This window comes from Kitasatospora sp. NPDC028961, assembly GCF_055564815.1.
In genome coordinates, this window is sequence record NZ_JBVHVO010000002.1 from 352,463 (window position 1) to 366,110 (window position 13,648).

A 13,648-nucleotide genomic window follows, 5' to 3' on the forward strand; every position below is an offset into this window, starting at 1 on the left:
TTGCTCGGCCACTACACCCCGCAGGACCATCACGCCGCACTCGCCACGCTCCCGCCCTGGGCCTGTCCACCCGGCTCGGTGGCAACCCCGTCCGACCCCTCGCCGCCGAGCTCCTCCGCCTCGCCCGGGTCGGCCTGTGCGCCCGCGTCGCCGGCGGCGTAGAGCCTCCGCACGTCCCCGCCTGCCTCGACCCGCTGGACGATCTCGTCGAGACCGGCAGCACGTTCGCCGACCGGTGCCTGCGACGCTGGCACGGCGACCTCCACCGGGACCCCGCCCGCTACGTCGCCGCGTACCGCGTCTGACCCCGGACGCCGCCCGCGCTCCGACACCGACCCCCGGGGCACCGACCCCCGGGGCACCGGCTCCGGCGGTGCCGGTCGCCCGTCACGGTGGGGCGCAGCGGGCGGTCCGTGACACCGTCTGCGCCGTGGCGCGGTGCGGTGGGCGGTGCGGCGGTGCGGAGTCGGCGGTCGGACGCGGGGCGGCCGGGCTGCCCGGGCAGGTGAGGGCCGGGGCCGGCGGGCCCGAGGTGGTGGCGGGGAGCAGCAGGGTGACCGGGCGGGACAGCTGGTGCAGGGTCAGGAAGCCCAGGAGGGTGAAGGCGACGCCGACGGCGAAGGCGACGAGCAGGTGCCAGCGGCTGTAGGACCGGGTGGGCCTGCCGGCGCCGGTCGGCTCGGCGGGCGCGGCCGCCGTGCTGGAGGGCGCAGTCGTGGAGGGCACCGTGCTGGAGGGCGCCGGGGCGGGGAGCGGGGTGCTCGCGTCGTCCCGGTCCTGGAGTTCGGCGCTCCGGAGCCGCTTCCACGCGGCGGCCCACTCGGTCGCCTGCGGCCCGGTCGTGCCGAGTGCGCGCAGGACGGTCAGACAGCGTTCCAGCGGGGGCAGCCGGGTCCGGCGGGTGTCGAAGAGTGCGGCGAGCGTGCTGCGCGGTATCGCGGTCGCCCGGGCGAGTTCCCGGAAGGAGGGGCCGCCGGCCTCGATCCTGAGGAGCCGCAGCCCGTGGACGAACTCCGTCGGGGTACGGAGCGCCGCCGGATCCGCCGCTCGTGCCGGGCAGGCCTGTTCTGCCTGCGTCAACGTGATCGCCCCCCGTGATCGTCGACTCGACGCTGAGTCACGATACTCCGTCCCCGAGCGAGTGGACAGACCCGTCCCGCCCCGGCCCGGTCCGTCCGGGGGCGTCCGGGCCCGTCCAGGTCCGTCCAGGGTGGGCCGGACGCCCTGGGAGCAGGCCCGACGTGGTGGCAGCATCGCCTCGGCCGTGCCCCGGAAGGCGGGGCTGGGCAGTCGACGGAGCGGCCGGTGGCGCGCAGCACCGGCCAGGGGAGGGGAATGACCATGAGGAAGACCAGTCGTAAGGCCCGGGCGGGAGTCGCCATCGCCATCACGGCAGGCGCCCTGCTGCCGCTGGTCGCGTCCGGTACCGCGAGCGCCGCCACGGGCGGGGGCTGCCGGGGGTACACGGCGCCCGGCGCGTTCCCGAGCGGGGTCCAGCTCAACCCGTGCAACTACTCCTTCAACGGGTCGGACGGCTTCGGCTACGTGAACACCCCGCAGACCGACATTCGGATCTACCTCCAGGTCGGCTGGAAGCCCTCGTGGCAGGCCGGCGAGCCCACGAGCTTCGGCGCGGTGCTCAACGCGGGGGTGGTCGGCCCCGGCAACGGCTTCTACCGCGGCGACATCTTCCAGGGTGGGACGCCGGGGTACTGCTACTACACCCGCATGTGGTACACGAACGGCGGCTACACCTCCGGCTGGGCCGAGTCCCCGGCGACCTGTTTCTGATCCCGTTCTTCTGCCCGTTCGAGAGGAGCGGCGGCGCCGGGCGCGTCGAGGTGACCGGGACGCGGCTCGGCAGCGAACCGGGGCGGCGTCCGCTCCCTCACGGACGGACGGGTGCGGACGGAGGCAAGGGGGGACCGGCCGGTCCCCCCTTCGGCCTTCCTCCCCGGCGGGACCTGGACCCGGCCGGACCGGGAGCGCGCGCGGGCCCGGCCCCGCTTCCCGACGCCGGGTGCCGCCACCCGGAACCACGGAGGTGTGTCGTACGTCGTAATCGGGGGTGATCGGCCGGGGGGACAGGCCGCCCGGCACGTTAGGCTGCATCTTTCGGGGAGCGGCCTGGTGCCGCCATCGGATCGTCGTCGAGACCACCGGACCGGGCACGGCCCGTCCCACGAACGGATCTCGTCCTGCCACGGAGGTACGGCCTTGCACATCGACGCCTGGATCGAGAGCGTCCCACCGGGTGCGGTGTACGCCCTGGTCGCGCTGATCATCGGGCTGGAGTCCCTGGGCATCCCGCTGCCCGGCGAGATCGCCCTGGTGTCGGCGGCCCTGCTGTCCGCCCGCGGTGTGGTCAGCCCGGTCTGGGTCGCGGTCTGCGCGATCCTCGGGGCGATCATCGGCGACTCGATCGGCTACTCGATCGGGCGCAAGGGCGGCAAGCCGCTGTTCGAGAAGCTCGGACGGAAGTTCCCCAAGCACTTCGGGCCGGACCACCTGGCCAGTGCCGAGCGCTCGTTCCAGAAGTGGGGCATGTGGGCGGTCTTCTTCGGCCGTTTCATCGCGCTGCTGCGGATCTTCGCCGGCCCGCTCGCGGGCGCGCTGAAGATGCCGTACTGGAAGTTCCTGATCGCCAACGTGCTGGGCGGCGTGGTCTGGGCCGGCGGCACCACCCTGCTGGTGTACCAGGTCGGCAAGGTCGCCGAGCAGTGGCTGTCGCGCTTCTCCTGGGTGGGTCTGCTGCTGGCCGCGGCCGGCGGCGCCCTCTCGGCCTGGCTGATGAAGCGCCGGGCCGGCAAGGCCGCCCGGGTCCGCGAGGCCGAGGAGGCGGCGGCCGCCGCCGAGCCCGCGGTGAGCGCTCCCGCGGTGGACTGATCGTCACCGGAGCGTTCCAGCAGAGCTGTCTTCCCGCCGGGGTAGCATCGGGCTACCCCGGCGGTGGCATGTAAAGCAGCAGGTGGAGGGCGTTGTGGCAGAGCAGACGTGGGACGCGGTGGATGCCTACTTCTCCGAGCGGCTGGTCGGGCACGACCCGGTGCTGGAGGCCGCGACGGCCGCCGCCGAAGCCGCGGGGTTGCCGCCCATCGCGGTGGCGCCCAACCAGGGCAAGCTGCTGCACCTGCTGGCCCTCACCCAGGGCGCGCGGCGCATCCTGGAGGTCGGCACGCTCGGCGGCTACAGCGCGATCTGGCTGGCCCGGGCCCTGCCCGCCGACGGCACCCTGATCACCCTGGAGATCGACCCGGCGCACGCCGAGGTCGCCCGGGCGAACCTCGCGCGGGCGGGACTGGAGAAGGTCGCCGAGGTCCGGCTCGGCCGCGCCGCCGACTCGCTGGCCGCGCTGGTGGCGGACGGCGCCGAGCCGTTCGACCTGGTCTTCATCGACGCGGACAAGCAGAGCAACCCCGAGTACTTCGCCCGGGCGCTGGAGCTCACCGCCCCGGGCTCGCTGATCGTGGTCGACAACGTGGTGCGCCGCGGCGCCGTCGCCGACCCGGACAGCGACGACCCGGCGGTGGTCGCGATCCGCCGGCTGCACGACCTGATCGCCGCCGAGCCGCGGGTGTCCGCGACCTCCGTACAGACGGTCGGCAGCAAGGGCTACGACGGTTTCACCCTGGCCCGCGTCCAGCGCTGAGCAGCGCGCGACGGCGCCGGGCAGGGACGAGCGAGGGAGAAGAGAGAGCATGCGGATCGGACTGCTGGGGACCGGCCCCTGGGCGGAGCGGGTGCACGCGCCCGTACTGGCGGAGCACCCCGACTTCGAGTTCGCGGGCGTCTGGGGCCGCCGGCCCGAGGCGGCCGCCGCGCTCGGCGAGGCGCACGGCGTGCCCGGCCACCAGGACCTCGACCGGCTGCTCGCCGAGGTGGACGCCGTCTCCATCGCGCTGCCGCCGACCGTCCAGGCGGACCTCGCGGTGCGCGCCGCCGAGGCCGGCTGCCACCTGCTGCTGGACAAGCCGGTCGCGCTGACCGTCCCGGACGCCCGGCGGGTCGTCCAGGCCACCGAGGCGCACGGCGTCGCCACGGTGGTCTTCTTCACCGTCCGCTTCGGCGGCGAGCAGCTGCCGTGGATCGAGAAGCAGGCCGCCACCGGCGGCTGGTTCACCGGCCGCTCGGACTGGCTCGGTTCGGTCTTCGCACCCGACAGCACCAGCCCGTACGCGGCCTCGCCCTGGCGGCAGGAGAAGGGCGCGCTCTGGGACGTCGGCCCGCACGCGCTCTCGGTGCTGCTCCCGGTGCTGGGCGACGCGGTCCGGGTGACCGCGGTCGCCGGCCCCCGGGACACCGTCCACCTCGTGCTGCTGCACGCCGGCGGCGCGTCCAGCACCCTCGCGCTCAGCCTGACCGCCCCGCTCGCGGCCGGCGGCACGGGCATGGAGCTGCGCGGCGAGTCGGGCGTCGTCCACCTCCCCGAGCGCGGCGAGGGCCCGCTGGCCGCGCTCCACCGCGCCCTGGACGCCCTGCGCGACTCCGCCCGCACCGGCGAGCCCCACCCCTGCGGCGCGGCCTTCGGCCTGCGGGTGGTCGAGATCCTCTCCGCCGCCGAGCGCTCGCTGGCCACCGCCGCCCCGGTCGACGTCTGACGCGCCGCGCCCGTGCGGCGGCCGTCCGACGCGACCGCCGCCCCACGGCCGGGGCCGCGCTACCCGGTCCCGGAGCGCGGCCGACGTGCTCGGCCTGGTTCGGCGGCGTGCCGAACCCCCTCTGGCGGCGGGCGGTGTTCGTGCGGAACCGTGGGAGCAGGACGTTCGCGAGCCGGAGAGGGCTGCCCCATGACGGAGACGGTGCTGCGCCACCACCGGGAACTGACGGCGGCCCTGCGCCGGGCGCTGGTCGCGCTGTACACGGAGGTGCGGGCGCCGTTGCTGCACCTGCCGAACTACGCCGTCGCGGCCTTCGTCGAGCGCCTGGAGCTGCACAGCGGGCAGCGGGGTTCGAGGCCGTCCTCGGGTACGACGGCACCGAGCCGGTCGGGTACGCGTACGGCAACACCGTGGAGTCCGGCGACCGCTGGTGGGCCCGGCTGGCCAGGGCGACACCTCCGGAGCTGACGGCCGCGCCGACCTTCGCGCTCAGGGAGCTGGGGGTGCGCGCACGCTGGCGCGGCACCGGTGCTGCGCGCCGGATCCACGAGGGGCTCGCGGGCGGCCGTGGCGAGGGGCGCGTCATGCTGATGGTCAACCCGGCGGCCGGGGGCGGCAAGGTGCTCGCCCTGTACGAGGCGTGGGGCTACCAGGTCGTCAACGAGGTCCCGCCCACCGCCGAGGCGCCGCCGTTGGTGGCGATGGCCCGGGCGTGCCGGCTGCCCGACGGCGGCGCACCCGGGAACTGACGCCCGGCCGGGTGGCCGCCGGCCTACCAGCCCTGGGGCGGTGCCTCCGGTCGGCGGTCGGCGGGGCGGGCCGGGGGGATGGGCGGGGCGGTGAAGTCGCGCGGGCCGGTCCACAGGGCGGGCACGGCGTCGCTGCGGCGGGCCAGTTCGTAGGCCAGGGCCTCGTAGTTGACGCGCCAGCCGTGGAAGTGCGGCCAGGCGTCGGCGGCGGAGCGTTCGCGGGGGAAGCCGGCGGCGGTGATCATCGCCACCGCCGCGTCGAACTCGGTGAAGCTGAGGCGGATCGGGCTGTCCGGCGCCGGGTCCGGGTCGAAGGCGACGCGCAGCGAGCTGCCGACGTCGCGCAGTGCGGTGAAGCCGGCCCGCAGGACCAGGCGGGCCTCGGGCGGCGCCGAGCGCGGGTTGATCGCCAGGTGGATCGCGGCGGCGTCCATGACGGCGATCAGGCCCACCACCCAGCTGCGGTTCGGCTGCGGGGAGCGGAACGACAGCAGCACGGGGTAGTTGGAGTGGCTCTCGCCGATGTCGGCGGCGAGCCGCTCCCAGTCGCGGTAGAGCTGGGGGAGCGCGGTCTCGGTGTCCACGAGGGACTGCCGGGCCAGCAGCTCCGGGCCCCAGGCGGGTTCGCCGGCCCGGGACTTGAGGAGCGTCACCTCCACCTCGCGGCGGTTGTAGGCGCCGTACAGGGTCGGCAGGTAGGCGATCTGCAGGGCGATCACCAGCGGGCCGCTGGCGGCGGCCATGAAGTCGATGACCGAGAGGTGGAGCCGGTCCCCGCTGGCGAAGCCGAGGGTGAAGAGGCTGGAGCCGGCCTCCCGGAAGGAGACCGCCCAGTTCAGCCGCGAGGTGCCGTGCAGCAGCAGGGTGTACGCGAGCAGCATGCTGCCGAGCCACACCCCGAGCATGCCCAGCAGGACCAGCGGCGCCAGCCAGGTCTGCGCCCGGTCCTGGGCGCGGTAGCCGCCGAAGGGCGTGGCGGACAGCCGCAGCAGCGCCCGCAGGCCCCGCCAGAGCCGGTGCACCAGGGAGGAGTACAGGCCGCGCGGCACGACCAGGGTGCGCAGGATGCTCGCGACGGTGAGCACCAGGATCAGCGCGCCGGCCAGGGTGTGGATCAACCTCATGGCGCCATTGTGGCGGTACGGCGGCATTGACAGCGCACAGCCCTCCGCTGAATGCTAAGCAAGCGCTTAGTCAGAAACGCTGACCAGGAGAGTGAGCCCATGCCCGACACCCCCGCCGACCCGCCCGGCCTGGACCTCGACCGGCTCCGCGGCCATCTGGACCGCGAACTGCCCGGCACCGTCCGGGGCGCGCTGCGGGCCGAGCTGATCGAGGGCGGCCGCTCCAACCTCACCTACCTGCTGACCGACGGCACCTCCCGCTGGGTGCTGCGCCGCCCGCCGCTCGGGCACGTGCTGGCCACCGCCCACGACATGGGCCGCGAGCACCGGGTGATGACCGCCCTGCGCGGCACCGGCGTCCCCGTCCCCGCCACCCTGCTGCTGGACACCGGCGCGGACGTCCTCGGCGCGCCCTGGTACCTGATGGAGTACGTCCCCGGCACCGCGCACCGCGACGCCGGCCCGCTCGCCGCCCTCGGCGAGAAGCGCGTCCACGCCCTCGGCGAGCAGTTGGTCGACACCCTCGCCGCCCTGCACCGGATCGACCCGGCCGCCGTCGGCCTCGCCGACTTCGGCCGCCCCGAGGGCTTCCTGGAGCGCCAGCTGCGCCGCTGGTCCACCCAGCTCGCCGCCTCCCGCAGCCGGGACCTGCCCGGCGTCGACCGGCTGCACGAGCTGCTCGCCGCCCGGCTGCCCGACTTCCCGGCGCCCGCGCTCGTCCACGGCGACTACCGGCTGGACAACGTGCTCGTCGACGGGCACGACGCCATCACCGCCGTCCTGGACTGGGAGATGTCCACCCTCGGTGACCCGCTCACCGACGTCGGCCTGCTGGTGATGTACACCGAACTCGCCGGTGTCGGCGGCGGCATCATCCCCTCCGCCGCCACCGCCCCCGGCTTCCCCGCCGCCGCCGAACTCGTCGCCCGCTACGCCGAACTCACCGGACGCGCCGCCGCCGACCTCGACTGGTACGTGGCCTTCGCCTCCTTCAAGCTCGCCGTCGTCGCCGAGGGCATCCACTTCCGCTTCCGGCAGGGCCGCACCCTCGGCGCCGGCTTCGAGCGGGCCGCCGAGATCGCACCCGTCCTCGCCGAACACGGCCTGACCACCCTCACCGCCCGGTAGGAGCACCGACCGATGGATTTCGCCTACGACGCCCGGACCGAAGAGCTGCGCGAGCGCCTGCTGGCCTTCATGGACCGGCACGTGTACCCGGCCGAAGCCGTCCTGGAGGCCCAGCTGGCCGACCCCGGCCGGCCCGCCTGGGACGTGCCGCCGATCGTCGCCGAGCTGCAGGCCGAGGCCCGCAAGCAGGGTCTGTGGAACCTCTTCCTGCCGGACCACCCGGACCGCCCGGACGACGCGGACCACGCGGACCACCCGGACCGGCCGGGGCAGGGCGGCGCCGGCCTGACCAACCTCCAGTACGCGCCGCTCGCCGAGATCACCGGGCGCAGCCCGCAGCTCGCGCCGCCCGCCCTCAACTGCGCCGCCCCGGACACCGGCAACATGGAGCTGCTCGCCCAGTTCGGCTCCGCCGAGCAGCGCGAGCGGTGGCTGCGGCCCCTGCTGGACGCCGAGATCCGCTCCGCCTTCGCGATGACCGAGCCCGACGTCGCCTCCTCGGACGCCACCAACATCGCCACCCGGATCGAGCGCGACGGCGACGAGTACGTCGTGACCGGGCGCAAGTGGTACATCACCGGCGCGATGAACCCGCGCTGCCGGATCTTCATCGTGATGGGCAAGACCGACCCCGGCGCCGAGCCGCACCGTCAGCAGAGCATGATCCTCGTCCCGCGCGACACCCCCGGGGTCACCGTCCGGCGGGGCATGAAGGTGTTCGGCTACGACGACGCCGACCACGGCGGCCACGCCGAGGTCCACTTCGACGGCGTCCGGGTCCCGGCCGGCCACCTGATCGGCGCCGAGGGCTCCGGCTTCGCGATCGCCCAGGCCAGGCTCGGGCCCGGCCGGATCCACCACTGCATGCGGGCGATCGGCATCGCCGAACGCGCCGTCGAGCTGATGTGCCGCCGGACGCTGGACCGGGTGGCCTTCGGGCGCCCGCTCGCGGAGCAGGGCGTGGTGCAGGACTGGATCGCCGAATCCCGGGTGCGGATCGAGCAGTTGAGGCTGCTCGTGCTGAAGACCGCCTGGCTGATGGACACCGTCGGCAACCGCGGCGCGCACGCCGAGATCCAGGCCATCAAGATCGCCACCCCGCGCACCGTCGAATGGATCCTCGACAAGGCCGTCCAGGCCCACGGCGCGGCCGGCGTCAGCCAGGACACCCCGCTCGCCCAGCTCTGGGCCGGCAACCGCACACTGCGCCTGGCCGACGGACCGGACGAGGTGCACAAGCGCTCGCTGGCCCGGCGCGAGCTCAAGCGCCACCGGCCGGCCGACCGCTAGGCGCGGGCCCCTGGGCGCGGGCCGCCGGGCGGGTGACCGTCGGGCCCCGCGCCCGGCGTGTCATACCGCGGTAGCACGGCGGCAATTGGCTCCGCGGTATGACGTTCGTGCACCACCCCGGCCCGTACGGTCACGGTACGGGCCGGGCCGGTGGGCGGCGGCCGTCGACGGTGAGGAGCTGGGGGAGCCATGCGGGGAGTGACGCGGGACGTCGCGCGGGGTGTCACGCGCAGGCGGGGGTCGGGGCCGGGCGTGCGGACCGGGATCGCGGCGCTGCTGGCGGCCACGGCGGTGCTGGGCACGGCGGTCGCGCCGGCGGCGGCGCTGGACGCGCCGGCCGTGGCGGAGCGCCGGGCCCGCGCCTGGCTGCCGCAGCCCACCGGGCCGTACCCGGTCGGCACCACCTCGCTGCACCTCACCGACGCCGGGCGCGCGGACCCGTGGCAGCCCGGGCGGGCCCGGGAGCTGATGATCAGCCTCTGGTACCCGACCGCGCGCCCCGCGGTCGGCGACGAACGGGCCCGCTCCATGGAGCCTGGCGCCGCCGAGCACTTCGGCGGCGACGGCGGCGCCGCCGTCTTCAACTACCGCGCGGCGAGCGGGCGGACGGACTGGTCGGCGATCCGCACGCACGCCCGCCAGGACGCGCCCGCCCTGCCCGGCGGCGGCCGCCCGCGCCCGGTGGTGCTCTACTCGGCCGGGCTCGGCGACCCCCGCACCTGGGGCACCGGCCTGGTCGAGGACCTCGCCTCGCGCGGCTACGTGGTGGTCACCGTCGACCACACCTACGACGCCTCCGAGGTGGCCTTCCCGGACGGCGGCCTGGCCACGTCGGTCTTCCCGGGCATGCTCGGCACGCCCGACCTCGACATCGGCGCCCTGCTGCGCAAGGCGATGCGGGCCCGGGTCGACGACACCCGCTTCGTCCTGGACGAACTGGCCGCGCTGCGCACCGACCGGCGGCTCCCGGCCGGTCTCGGGGGCTCGCTGGACCTGACCCGGATCGGCATGGTGGGCCACTCGGCCGGCGGCTTCACCGCCGTCCAGACCATGCACGACGACCCGCGCATCACCGCCGGCGTCAACATGGACGGCCAGCTGCACTTCCCCGGGCCGACCGGCGAGGGCGTCTTCCTGAGCAGCGTCGCCGAGGACGGTCTGGACCGCCCGTTCCTGCTGATGGGCACCCACAGCGCGGACTCCGGCGACTACCACCACCAGCCCGGCTGGGACGCCCTCTGGCAGCACAGCCGGGGCTGGCGCGCCGACGTCACACTGGCCGGTTCGCAGCACGGCTCGTACACCGACGCGCAGTCGCTGCTGCCCCAACTCGCCCGGCAGGGCGCGGTGGACGGCGAGGCGCTGCGGGCCGACGTCGGTGACGTCCGCCCGGAGCGGGCCGTGCTCGCCACCCGGGCGTACGTGGCCTCGTTCTTCGACCGGTGGCTGCGCGGGCACGACGACCACCTGCTGGACGGGCCCTCGCCGCGCTTCCCGGAGATGGAGTTCGCCCGCTGACACGGGCCCGGGGCGGTCCGGGGGCGGGCCCGGGCGGCACCGGCCCCGGGCGCGGTCAGCGGATCTCGGAGTCCGGGTTGGCGGCGTCCCAGTCGCGCCGGGAGTCGAGGATCGCGTCGTGGTGGTCGTAGGACCAGTCCACCATGGCCCGGATCAGATGGGTCAGGCTGTGGCCGACCGCGGTCAGCTCGTAGTCCACCTGCGGCGGGACGGTCGGGTGGACGGTGCGCGACACCAGCCCGTCCCGCTCCAGCCGGCGCACCGTCAGGGTCAGCATCCGCTGCGAGATGCCCGGCACGGCGCGCTGGAGTTCGCGGAACCGCCGGACGCCCTGGGCGAGTTCGACCACCACCAGGACGGACCACTTGTCGCCGAGCCGGTCCAGCAGCCCGCGGATCCCGCAGTCCACGCCGTCCTCGCACCAGACCACCGGCCGGGGGGTGGTTACCGCGGTGTGCCCCACTGACATCGAAGTGCCTCCTTACGCCGAACGGTCAGGGTACCGAGGATGGTCACCGGGCGGCGCGGAGAGCCGCGGGCCCGGAACCGATCTTGGAGGTCGTGGTGCTTCTCGTCACCGGTGTCAACGGAGGACTCGGCGCTCTGGTGCTGGAGCGGCTGGCCGCGCTGCCGGGCGGGCTCGACGGGGTGCTGGCCGGCAGCCGCACCCCGGAGCGGACCCCGGCGGCCGGCGTACCCGTCCGGACGGTGGACTTCGACCGGCCGCGGACCCTGGCGGCCGCCTTCGCCGGGGTGCGGACGCTGCTGCTGATCTCGGCCGGCTACGGCGAGGATGACGTGGTGATCGCCCGTCACCGGGCCGCGATCGAGGCCGCCGAGCGGGCCGGCGTCGAGCACGTGGTCTACACCAGCCTCTCCGGTGACGGCGACCACCTGGCCTACGCGCTGGCGCACCGCTGGACCGAGCGGCGACTGCGCGAGTCCGCCTCGCTGCGCTGGACGATCCTGCGCAACGGGCTCTACGCCGAACTGCTGGGCTCGCTGGCCACGCCGGACCGGGACGGTGTGATCACCGCGCCGCTCGGCGACGGCCGGCTGGCGGCGGTCGCCCGCGCGGACCTGGCCGAGGTCGCGGCCACCGTGGCGCTGGCCCCGGCCGGGCACGCCGGGCGGGTCTACGAGCTGGTCGGCGAGGAGGCGGTGGGCGGCGCGGACGTCGCGGCGGCGCTGTCCCGGGCCGACGGACGGACGGTCGAGTACCGGCCCGGCACGCTGGCCGGGGCGCGGGCGGCCGTGGCGGCCTCGGGCGCCGCGGACTTCCAGGTGCCGATGGTGGCCGGGACGTACTCGGCGATCGCCCACGGCTTCCTGGCCGGGCCGGGCAAGCCGGGGGACCTCGCCGCCCTGCTCGGCCGCCCGCCGCGCCCGGCCCTGGACGTGATCGCGCAGGGCACGGGAGCGGCCGCGGACTCGGCCGGGTGACCGGGGCGCGGCCCCGCCGGTGCTACTCCCCGAGCACCACCAGCCGGCCGGTGCTGCGGCCGTCGGCGACCCGCTGGACGGCCTCGGCCGCCCCGGAGAGCGGGAGGCGCCCGCTCACCAGCGGTCGCACCACACCGGCCCGGGCCAGCCGGGTCAGCTCCTCGTGGGCGGCCAGCACGGCCTGCGGGTCACGGGTGTTGTAGAGGCCCCAGTGCAGCCCGAGGATGCTGTAGTTCTTCACCAGCGCGTGGTTCAGCGCGGGCGCCGGGATCTCGCCGGCGGCGAAGCCGACCACCACGATCCGGCCCTCGAAGGCGACGCACCGGGTGGAGCCGGTGTAGGCCGCGCCGCCGACCGGGTCGAAGACCACGTCCGCGCCGTGTCCGCCGGTGGCCTCCTTGACCGCCGCGGTGAAGTCCTCGGCGGTCCGGTCCACCACCAGGTCGGCGCCGAGCTCGCGGGCGACGGCCGCCTTCGCGGGGCCGCCGACCACGGCGATCACCCGCGCGCCGGCCGCCCGGCCGAGCTGGACGGCGGCGCTGCCGACCCCGCCCGCCGCCGCGTGCACCAGCAGCGTCTCGCCGGCCCGCAGGGCGGCCCGCCGGTGCAGCGCGAACCAGGCGGTCTGGTAGCCGATGTGCAGGGCGGCGGCCTCCGCGTCGTCCAGCGCCGCCGGGGCCGGGAAGGCCGCCGCGGCGTCCAGCAGGGCGTACTCGGCGAAGGCGCCGGCGGGCAGCAGCGGGGTGCCGATCAGCCGTTCCCCGGCGCGCTCGCCCGCGACCACCTCGCCGCAGAGCTCGACGCCGGGGGTGAACGGCAGCGGCGGGCGGACCTGGTACTGGCCGCGCACCATCAGCGCGTCCGGGAAGTTGACCGCGGCGGCCTTCACCCGGACCAGCAGCTGCCCGGGCCCGGGAGCCGGGCGCGGTACGTCCTCGGCCAGCCGCAGCACCTCGCGCGGCTCGCCCAGCTCGGTGACCTGCCAGGCCCTCACAGCGCCTCGTTCCTTTCGAGCTCCCGCTGGAGCCGGTTCATGCCGCCGAGCCAGCGGTCCGGCTCGGTGGCGCGGGCGGCGTAGTACTCGGCGACCTCGGGGTGCGGCAGGACGAGGAAGCGGTCCTCGCGCAGCGCGGTCAGCAGGGCCCCGGCGACGTCCTCCGGGTCCAGCGCGGTCGGTGCCAGCAGGGCCTCGCCGACCGCGCCGGTCGAGGCCAGCATGTCGGTGCGCACCCCTTGCGGGCAGAGGGCGTGCACCCGTACGCCCCGGTGGCGGTAGGTGGCGGCGAGCCACTCGGCGAACGCGAGCGCGCCGTGCTTGGTGACGGCGTACGGGGCCGAGCCGAGCATGGTGAGCAGCCCGGCGGCCGAGACGGTGGCCACGAACCGTCCGCTGCCGCGCTCCAGCCAGCGGGGGAGCAGCAGGTCGGCGGCGCGTACGTGGGCGAGCACGTTGACCTCCCAGGCGCTCGCCCAGGCGGCGGCCGGCGCGCCGGCCCCGCCGACCGGGGCGACGCCGGCGTTGGCGCACCAGACGTCGATGTCGCCGAGCGCCGCCCGGGCGGCGTCGACCAGCGCGGCGACACCCTCGGCGGAGGCCGCGTCGCCGGGCACCGCGGCGGCGCCGCAGTCCGCGGCCACCTTCCGGGCGGCCGCGGCGTCGAGGTCGTTGACGACCACCCGGGCACCGGCCGCGGCGAAGGCGCGGGCCAGCGCGGCCCCGATCCCCCGCCCGGCGCCGGTGACCACCACGCCCTGGCCCGCGTACTCGGCGGCCGGGCTCCCGTGTTCGTCCGTCACG

At 75.8% G+C, this 13,648-nt stretch carries 16 protein-coding genes; 10 read left to right on the forward strand and 6 right to left on the reverse strand.

Annotation, left to right across the window (positions count from 1 at the left end; translation table 11 throughout):
* Positions 1-29: 29 nt before the first annotated feature.
* Together ACZ4UX_RS05740 and ACZ4UX_RS05745 are read right to left on the reverse strand one after the other, a co-directional pair.
* Entirely contained in the window at positions 30-254 is a 225-nt protein-coding gene (locus tag ACZ4UX_RS05740) for a hypothetical protein (RefSeq protein WP_465705725.1), read from the reverse strand.
* A gap of 133 nt (positions 255-387) precedes the next feature.
* Positions 388-1,080, reverse strand: coding sequence for a helix-turn-helix domain-containing protein (locus ACZ4UX_RS05745; RefSeq protein ID WP_465705726.1), 693 nt, complete (start codon positions 1,078-1,080; stop codon positions 388-390).
* Positions 1,081-1,341: 261 nt separating this feature from the next.
* Between ACZ4UX_RS05745 and ACZ4UX_RS05750 the strand changes: the two genes are divergently transcribed.
* The 6 genes from ACZ4UX_RS05750 (at position 1,342) to ACZ4UX_RS05775 (ending at position 5,347) form a co-directional block, all read left to right on the forward strand.
* Positions 1,342-1,791 carry a hypothetical protein gene (locus tag ACZ4UX_RS05750; RefSeq protein WP_465705727.1) on the forward strand — a complete coding sequence of 150 codons (450 nt, stop codon included), beginning with the start codon at positions 1,342-1,344 and terminating at the stop codon, positions 1,789-1,791.
* A 426-nt stretch (positions 1,792-2,217) separates the two neighbouring features.
* A complete protein-coding gene (locus ACZ4UX_RS05755) occupies positions 2,218-2,886 on the forward strand; it encodes a DedA family protein (RefSeq protein WP_465705728.1) in 669 nt (222 codons plus the stop codon).
* 94 nt (positions 2,887-2,980) lie between these two features.
* The gene (locus tag ACZ4UX_RS05760) at positions 2,981-3,649 is read left to right on the forward strand and encodes an O-methyltransferase (protein WP_329486057.1); all 669 of its coding nucleotides are present in this window, start codon (positions 2,981-2,983) and stop codon (positions 3,647-3,649) included.
* A 49-nt stretch (positions 3,650-3,698) separates the two neighbouring features.
* Complete coding sequence (locus ACZ4UX_RS05765) at positions 3,699-4,598, forward strand: Gfo/Idh/MocA family protein (protein WP_465705729.1); 900 nt, start codon at positions 3,699-3,701, stop codon at positions 4,596-4,598.
* A 189-nt stretch (positions 4,599-4,787) separates the two neighbouring features.
* On the forward strand, positions 4,788-5,066 hold the full coding sequence (locus tag ACZ4UX_RS05770; RefSeq protein ID WP_465705730.1) for a hypothetical protein: 279 nt from the start codon (positions 4,788-4,790) through the stop codon (positions 5,064-5,066).
* Positions 5,009-5,347, forward strand: a complete 339-nt coding sequence (locus ACZ4UX_RS05775; RefSeq protein ID WP_465705731.1) for an N-acetyltransferase — start codon at positions 5,009-5,011, stop codon at positions 5,345-5,347. The genes ACZ4UX_RS05770 and ACZ4UX_RS05775 overlap by 58 nt, the downstream gene beginning before the upstream one ends.
* Before the next feature lie 23 nt (positions 5,348-5,370).
* On the opposite strand, the gene ACZ4UX_RS05780 is transcribed toward ACZ4UX_RS05775, so the two are convergent.
* Positions 5,371-6,471 (reverse strand): hypothetical protein, encoded by a 1,101-nt coding sequence (locus ACZ4UX_RS05780; RefSeq protein WP_465705732.1) that lies wholly within the window; start codon positions 6,469-6,471, stop codon positions 5,371-5,373.
* A gap of 99 nt (positions 6,472-6,570) precedes the next feature.
* On the opposite strand from ACZ4UX_RS05780, the gene ACZ4UX_RS05785 reads away from it, so the two are divergent.
* From ACZ4UX_RS05785 to ACZ4UX_RS05795, 3 genes are all read left to right on the forward strand, one after another.
* Entirely contained in the window at positions 6,571-7,599 is a 1,029-nt protein-coding gene (locus ACZ4UX_RS05785) for a phosphotransferase family protein (RefSeq protein WP_465705733.1), read from the forward strand.
* A gap of 12 nt (positions 7,600-7,611) precedes the next feature.
* Positions 7,612-8,889, forward strand: a complete 1,278-nt coding sequence (locus ACZ4UX_RS05790; protein ID WP_465705734.1) for an acyl-CoA dehydrogenase family protein — start codon at positions 7,612-7,614, stop codon at positions 8,887-8,889.
* 252 nt (positions 8,890-9,141) lie between these two features.
* Positions 9,142-10,407, forward strand: coding sequence for an alpha/beta hydrolase family protein (locus ACZ4UX_RS05795; protein ID WP_465705735.1), 1,266 nt, complete (start codon positions 9,142-9,144; stop codon positions 10,405-10,407).
* A gap of 55 nt (positions 10,408-10,462) precedes the next feature.
* Here the strand turns inward: ACZ4UX_RS05795 and ACZ4UX_RS05800 are convergent, their stop codons facing one another.
* On the reverse strand, positions 10,463-10,876 hold the full coding sequence (locus tag ACZ4UX_RS05800) for a winged helix-turn-helix transcriptional regulator (protein WP_329486049.1): 414 nt from the start codon (positions 10,874-10,876) through the stop codon (positions 10,463-10,465).
* Between the two features lie 95 nt (positions 10,877-10,971).
* On the opposite strand from ACZ4UX_RS05800, the gene ACZ4UX_RS05805 reads away from it, so the two are divergent.
* On the forward strand, positions 10,972-11,850 hold the full coding sequence (locus tag ACZ4UX_RS05805) for an NAD(P)H-binding protein (RefSeq protein ID WP_465705967.1): 879 nt from the start codon (positions 10,972-10,974) through the stop codon (positions 11,848-11,850).
* A gap of 22 nt (positions 11,851-11,872) precedes the next feature.
* Here the strand turns inward: ACZ4UX_RS05805 and ACZ4UX_RS05810 are convergent, their stop codons facing one another.
* Together ACZ4UX_RS05810 and ACZ4UX_RS05815 are read right to left on the reverse strand one after the other, a co-directional pair.
* Positions 11,873-12,844 carry an NADPH:quinone oxidoreductase family protein gene (locus ACZ4UX_RS05810; RefSeq protein WP_465608377.1) on the reverse strand — a complete coding sequence of 324 codons (972 nt, stop codon included), beginning with the start codon at positions 12,842-12,844 and terminating at the stop codon, positions 11,873-11,875.
* The gene (locus ACZ4UX_RS05815; protein WP_352293003.1) at positions 12,841-13,647 is read right to left on the reverse strand and encodes an SDR family NAD(P)-dependent oxidoreductase; all 807 of its coding nucleotides are present in this window, start codon (positions 13,645-13,647) and stop codon (positions 12,841-12,843) included. The genes ACZ4UX_RS05810 and ACZ4UX_RS05815 overlap by 4 nt, the downstream gene beginning before the upstream one ends.
* Position 13,648 lies beyond the last annotated feature (1 nt).

What these genes read in the sequence shown, in the direction of transcription:
- ACZ4UX_RS05750 (WP_465705727.1), top strand. Translation starts at nt 1,342, where the DNA reads ATGAGGAAGACCAGTCGTAAGGCCCGGGCGGGAGTCGCCATCGCCATC.
- ACZ4UX_RS05765 (WP_465705729.1), top strand. Translation starts at nt 3,699, where the DNA reads ATGCGGATCGGACTGCTGGGGACCGGCCCCTGGGCGGAGCGGGTGCAC.
- ACZ4UX_RS05770 (WP_465705730.1), top strand. Translation starts at nt 4,788, where the DNA reads ATGACGGAGACGGTGCTGCGCCACCACCGGGAACTGACGGCGGCCCTG.
- ACZ4UX_RS05780 (WP_465705732.1), bottom strand. Translation starts at nt 6,471, where the DNA reads ATGAGGTTGATCCACACCCTGGCCGGCGCGCTGATCCTGGTGCTCACC.
- ACZ4UX_RS05785 (WP_465705733.1), top strand. Translation starts at nt 6,571, where the DNA reads ATGCCCGACACCCCCGCCGACCCGCCCGGCCTGGACCTCGACCGGCTC.
- ACZ4UX_RS05790 (WP_465705734.1), top strand. Translation starts at nt 7,612, where the DNA reads ATGGATTTCGCCTACGACGCCCGGACCGAAGAGCTGCGCGAGCGCCTG.
- ACZ4UX_RS05800 (WP_329486049.1), bottom strand. Translation starts at nt 10,876, where the DNA reads ATGTCAGTGGGGCACACCGCGGTAACCACCCCCCGGCCGGTGGTCTGG.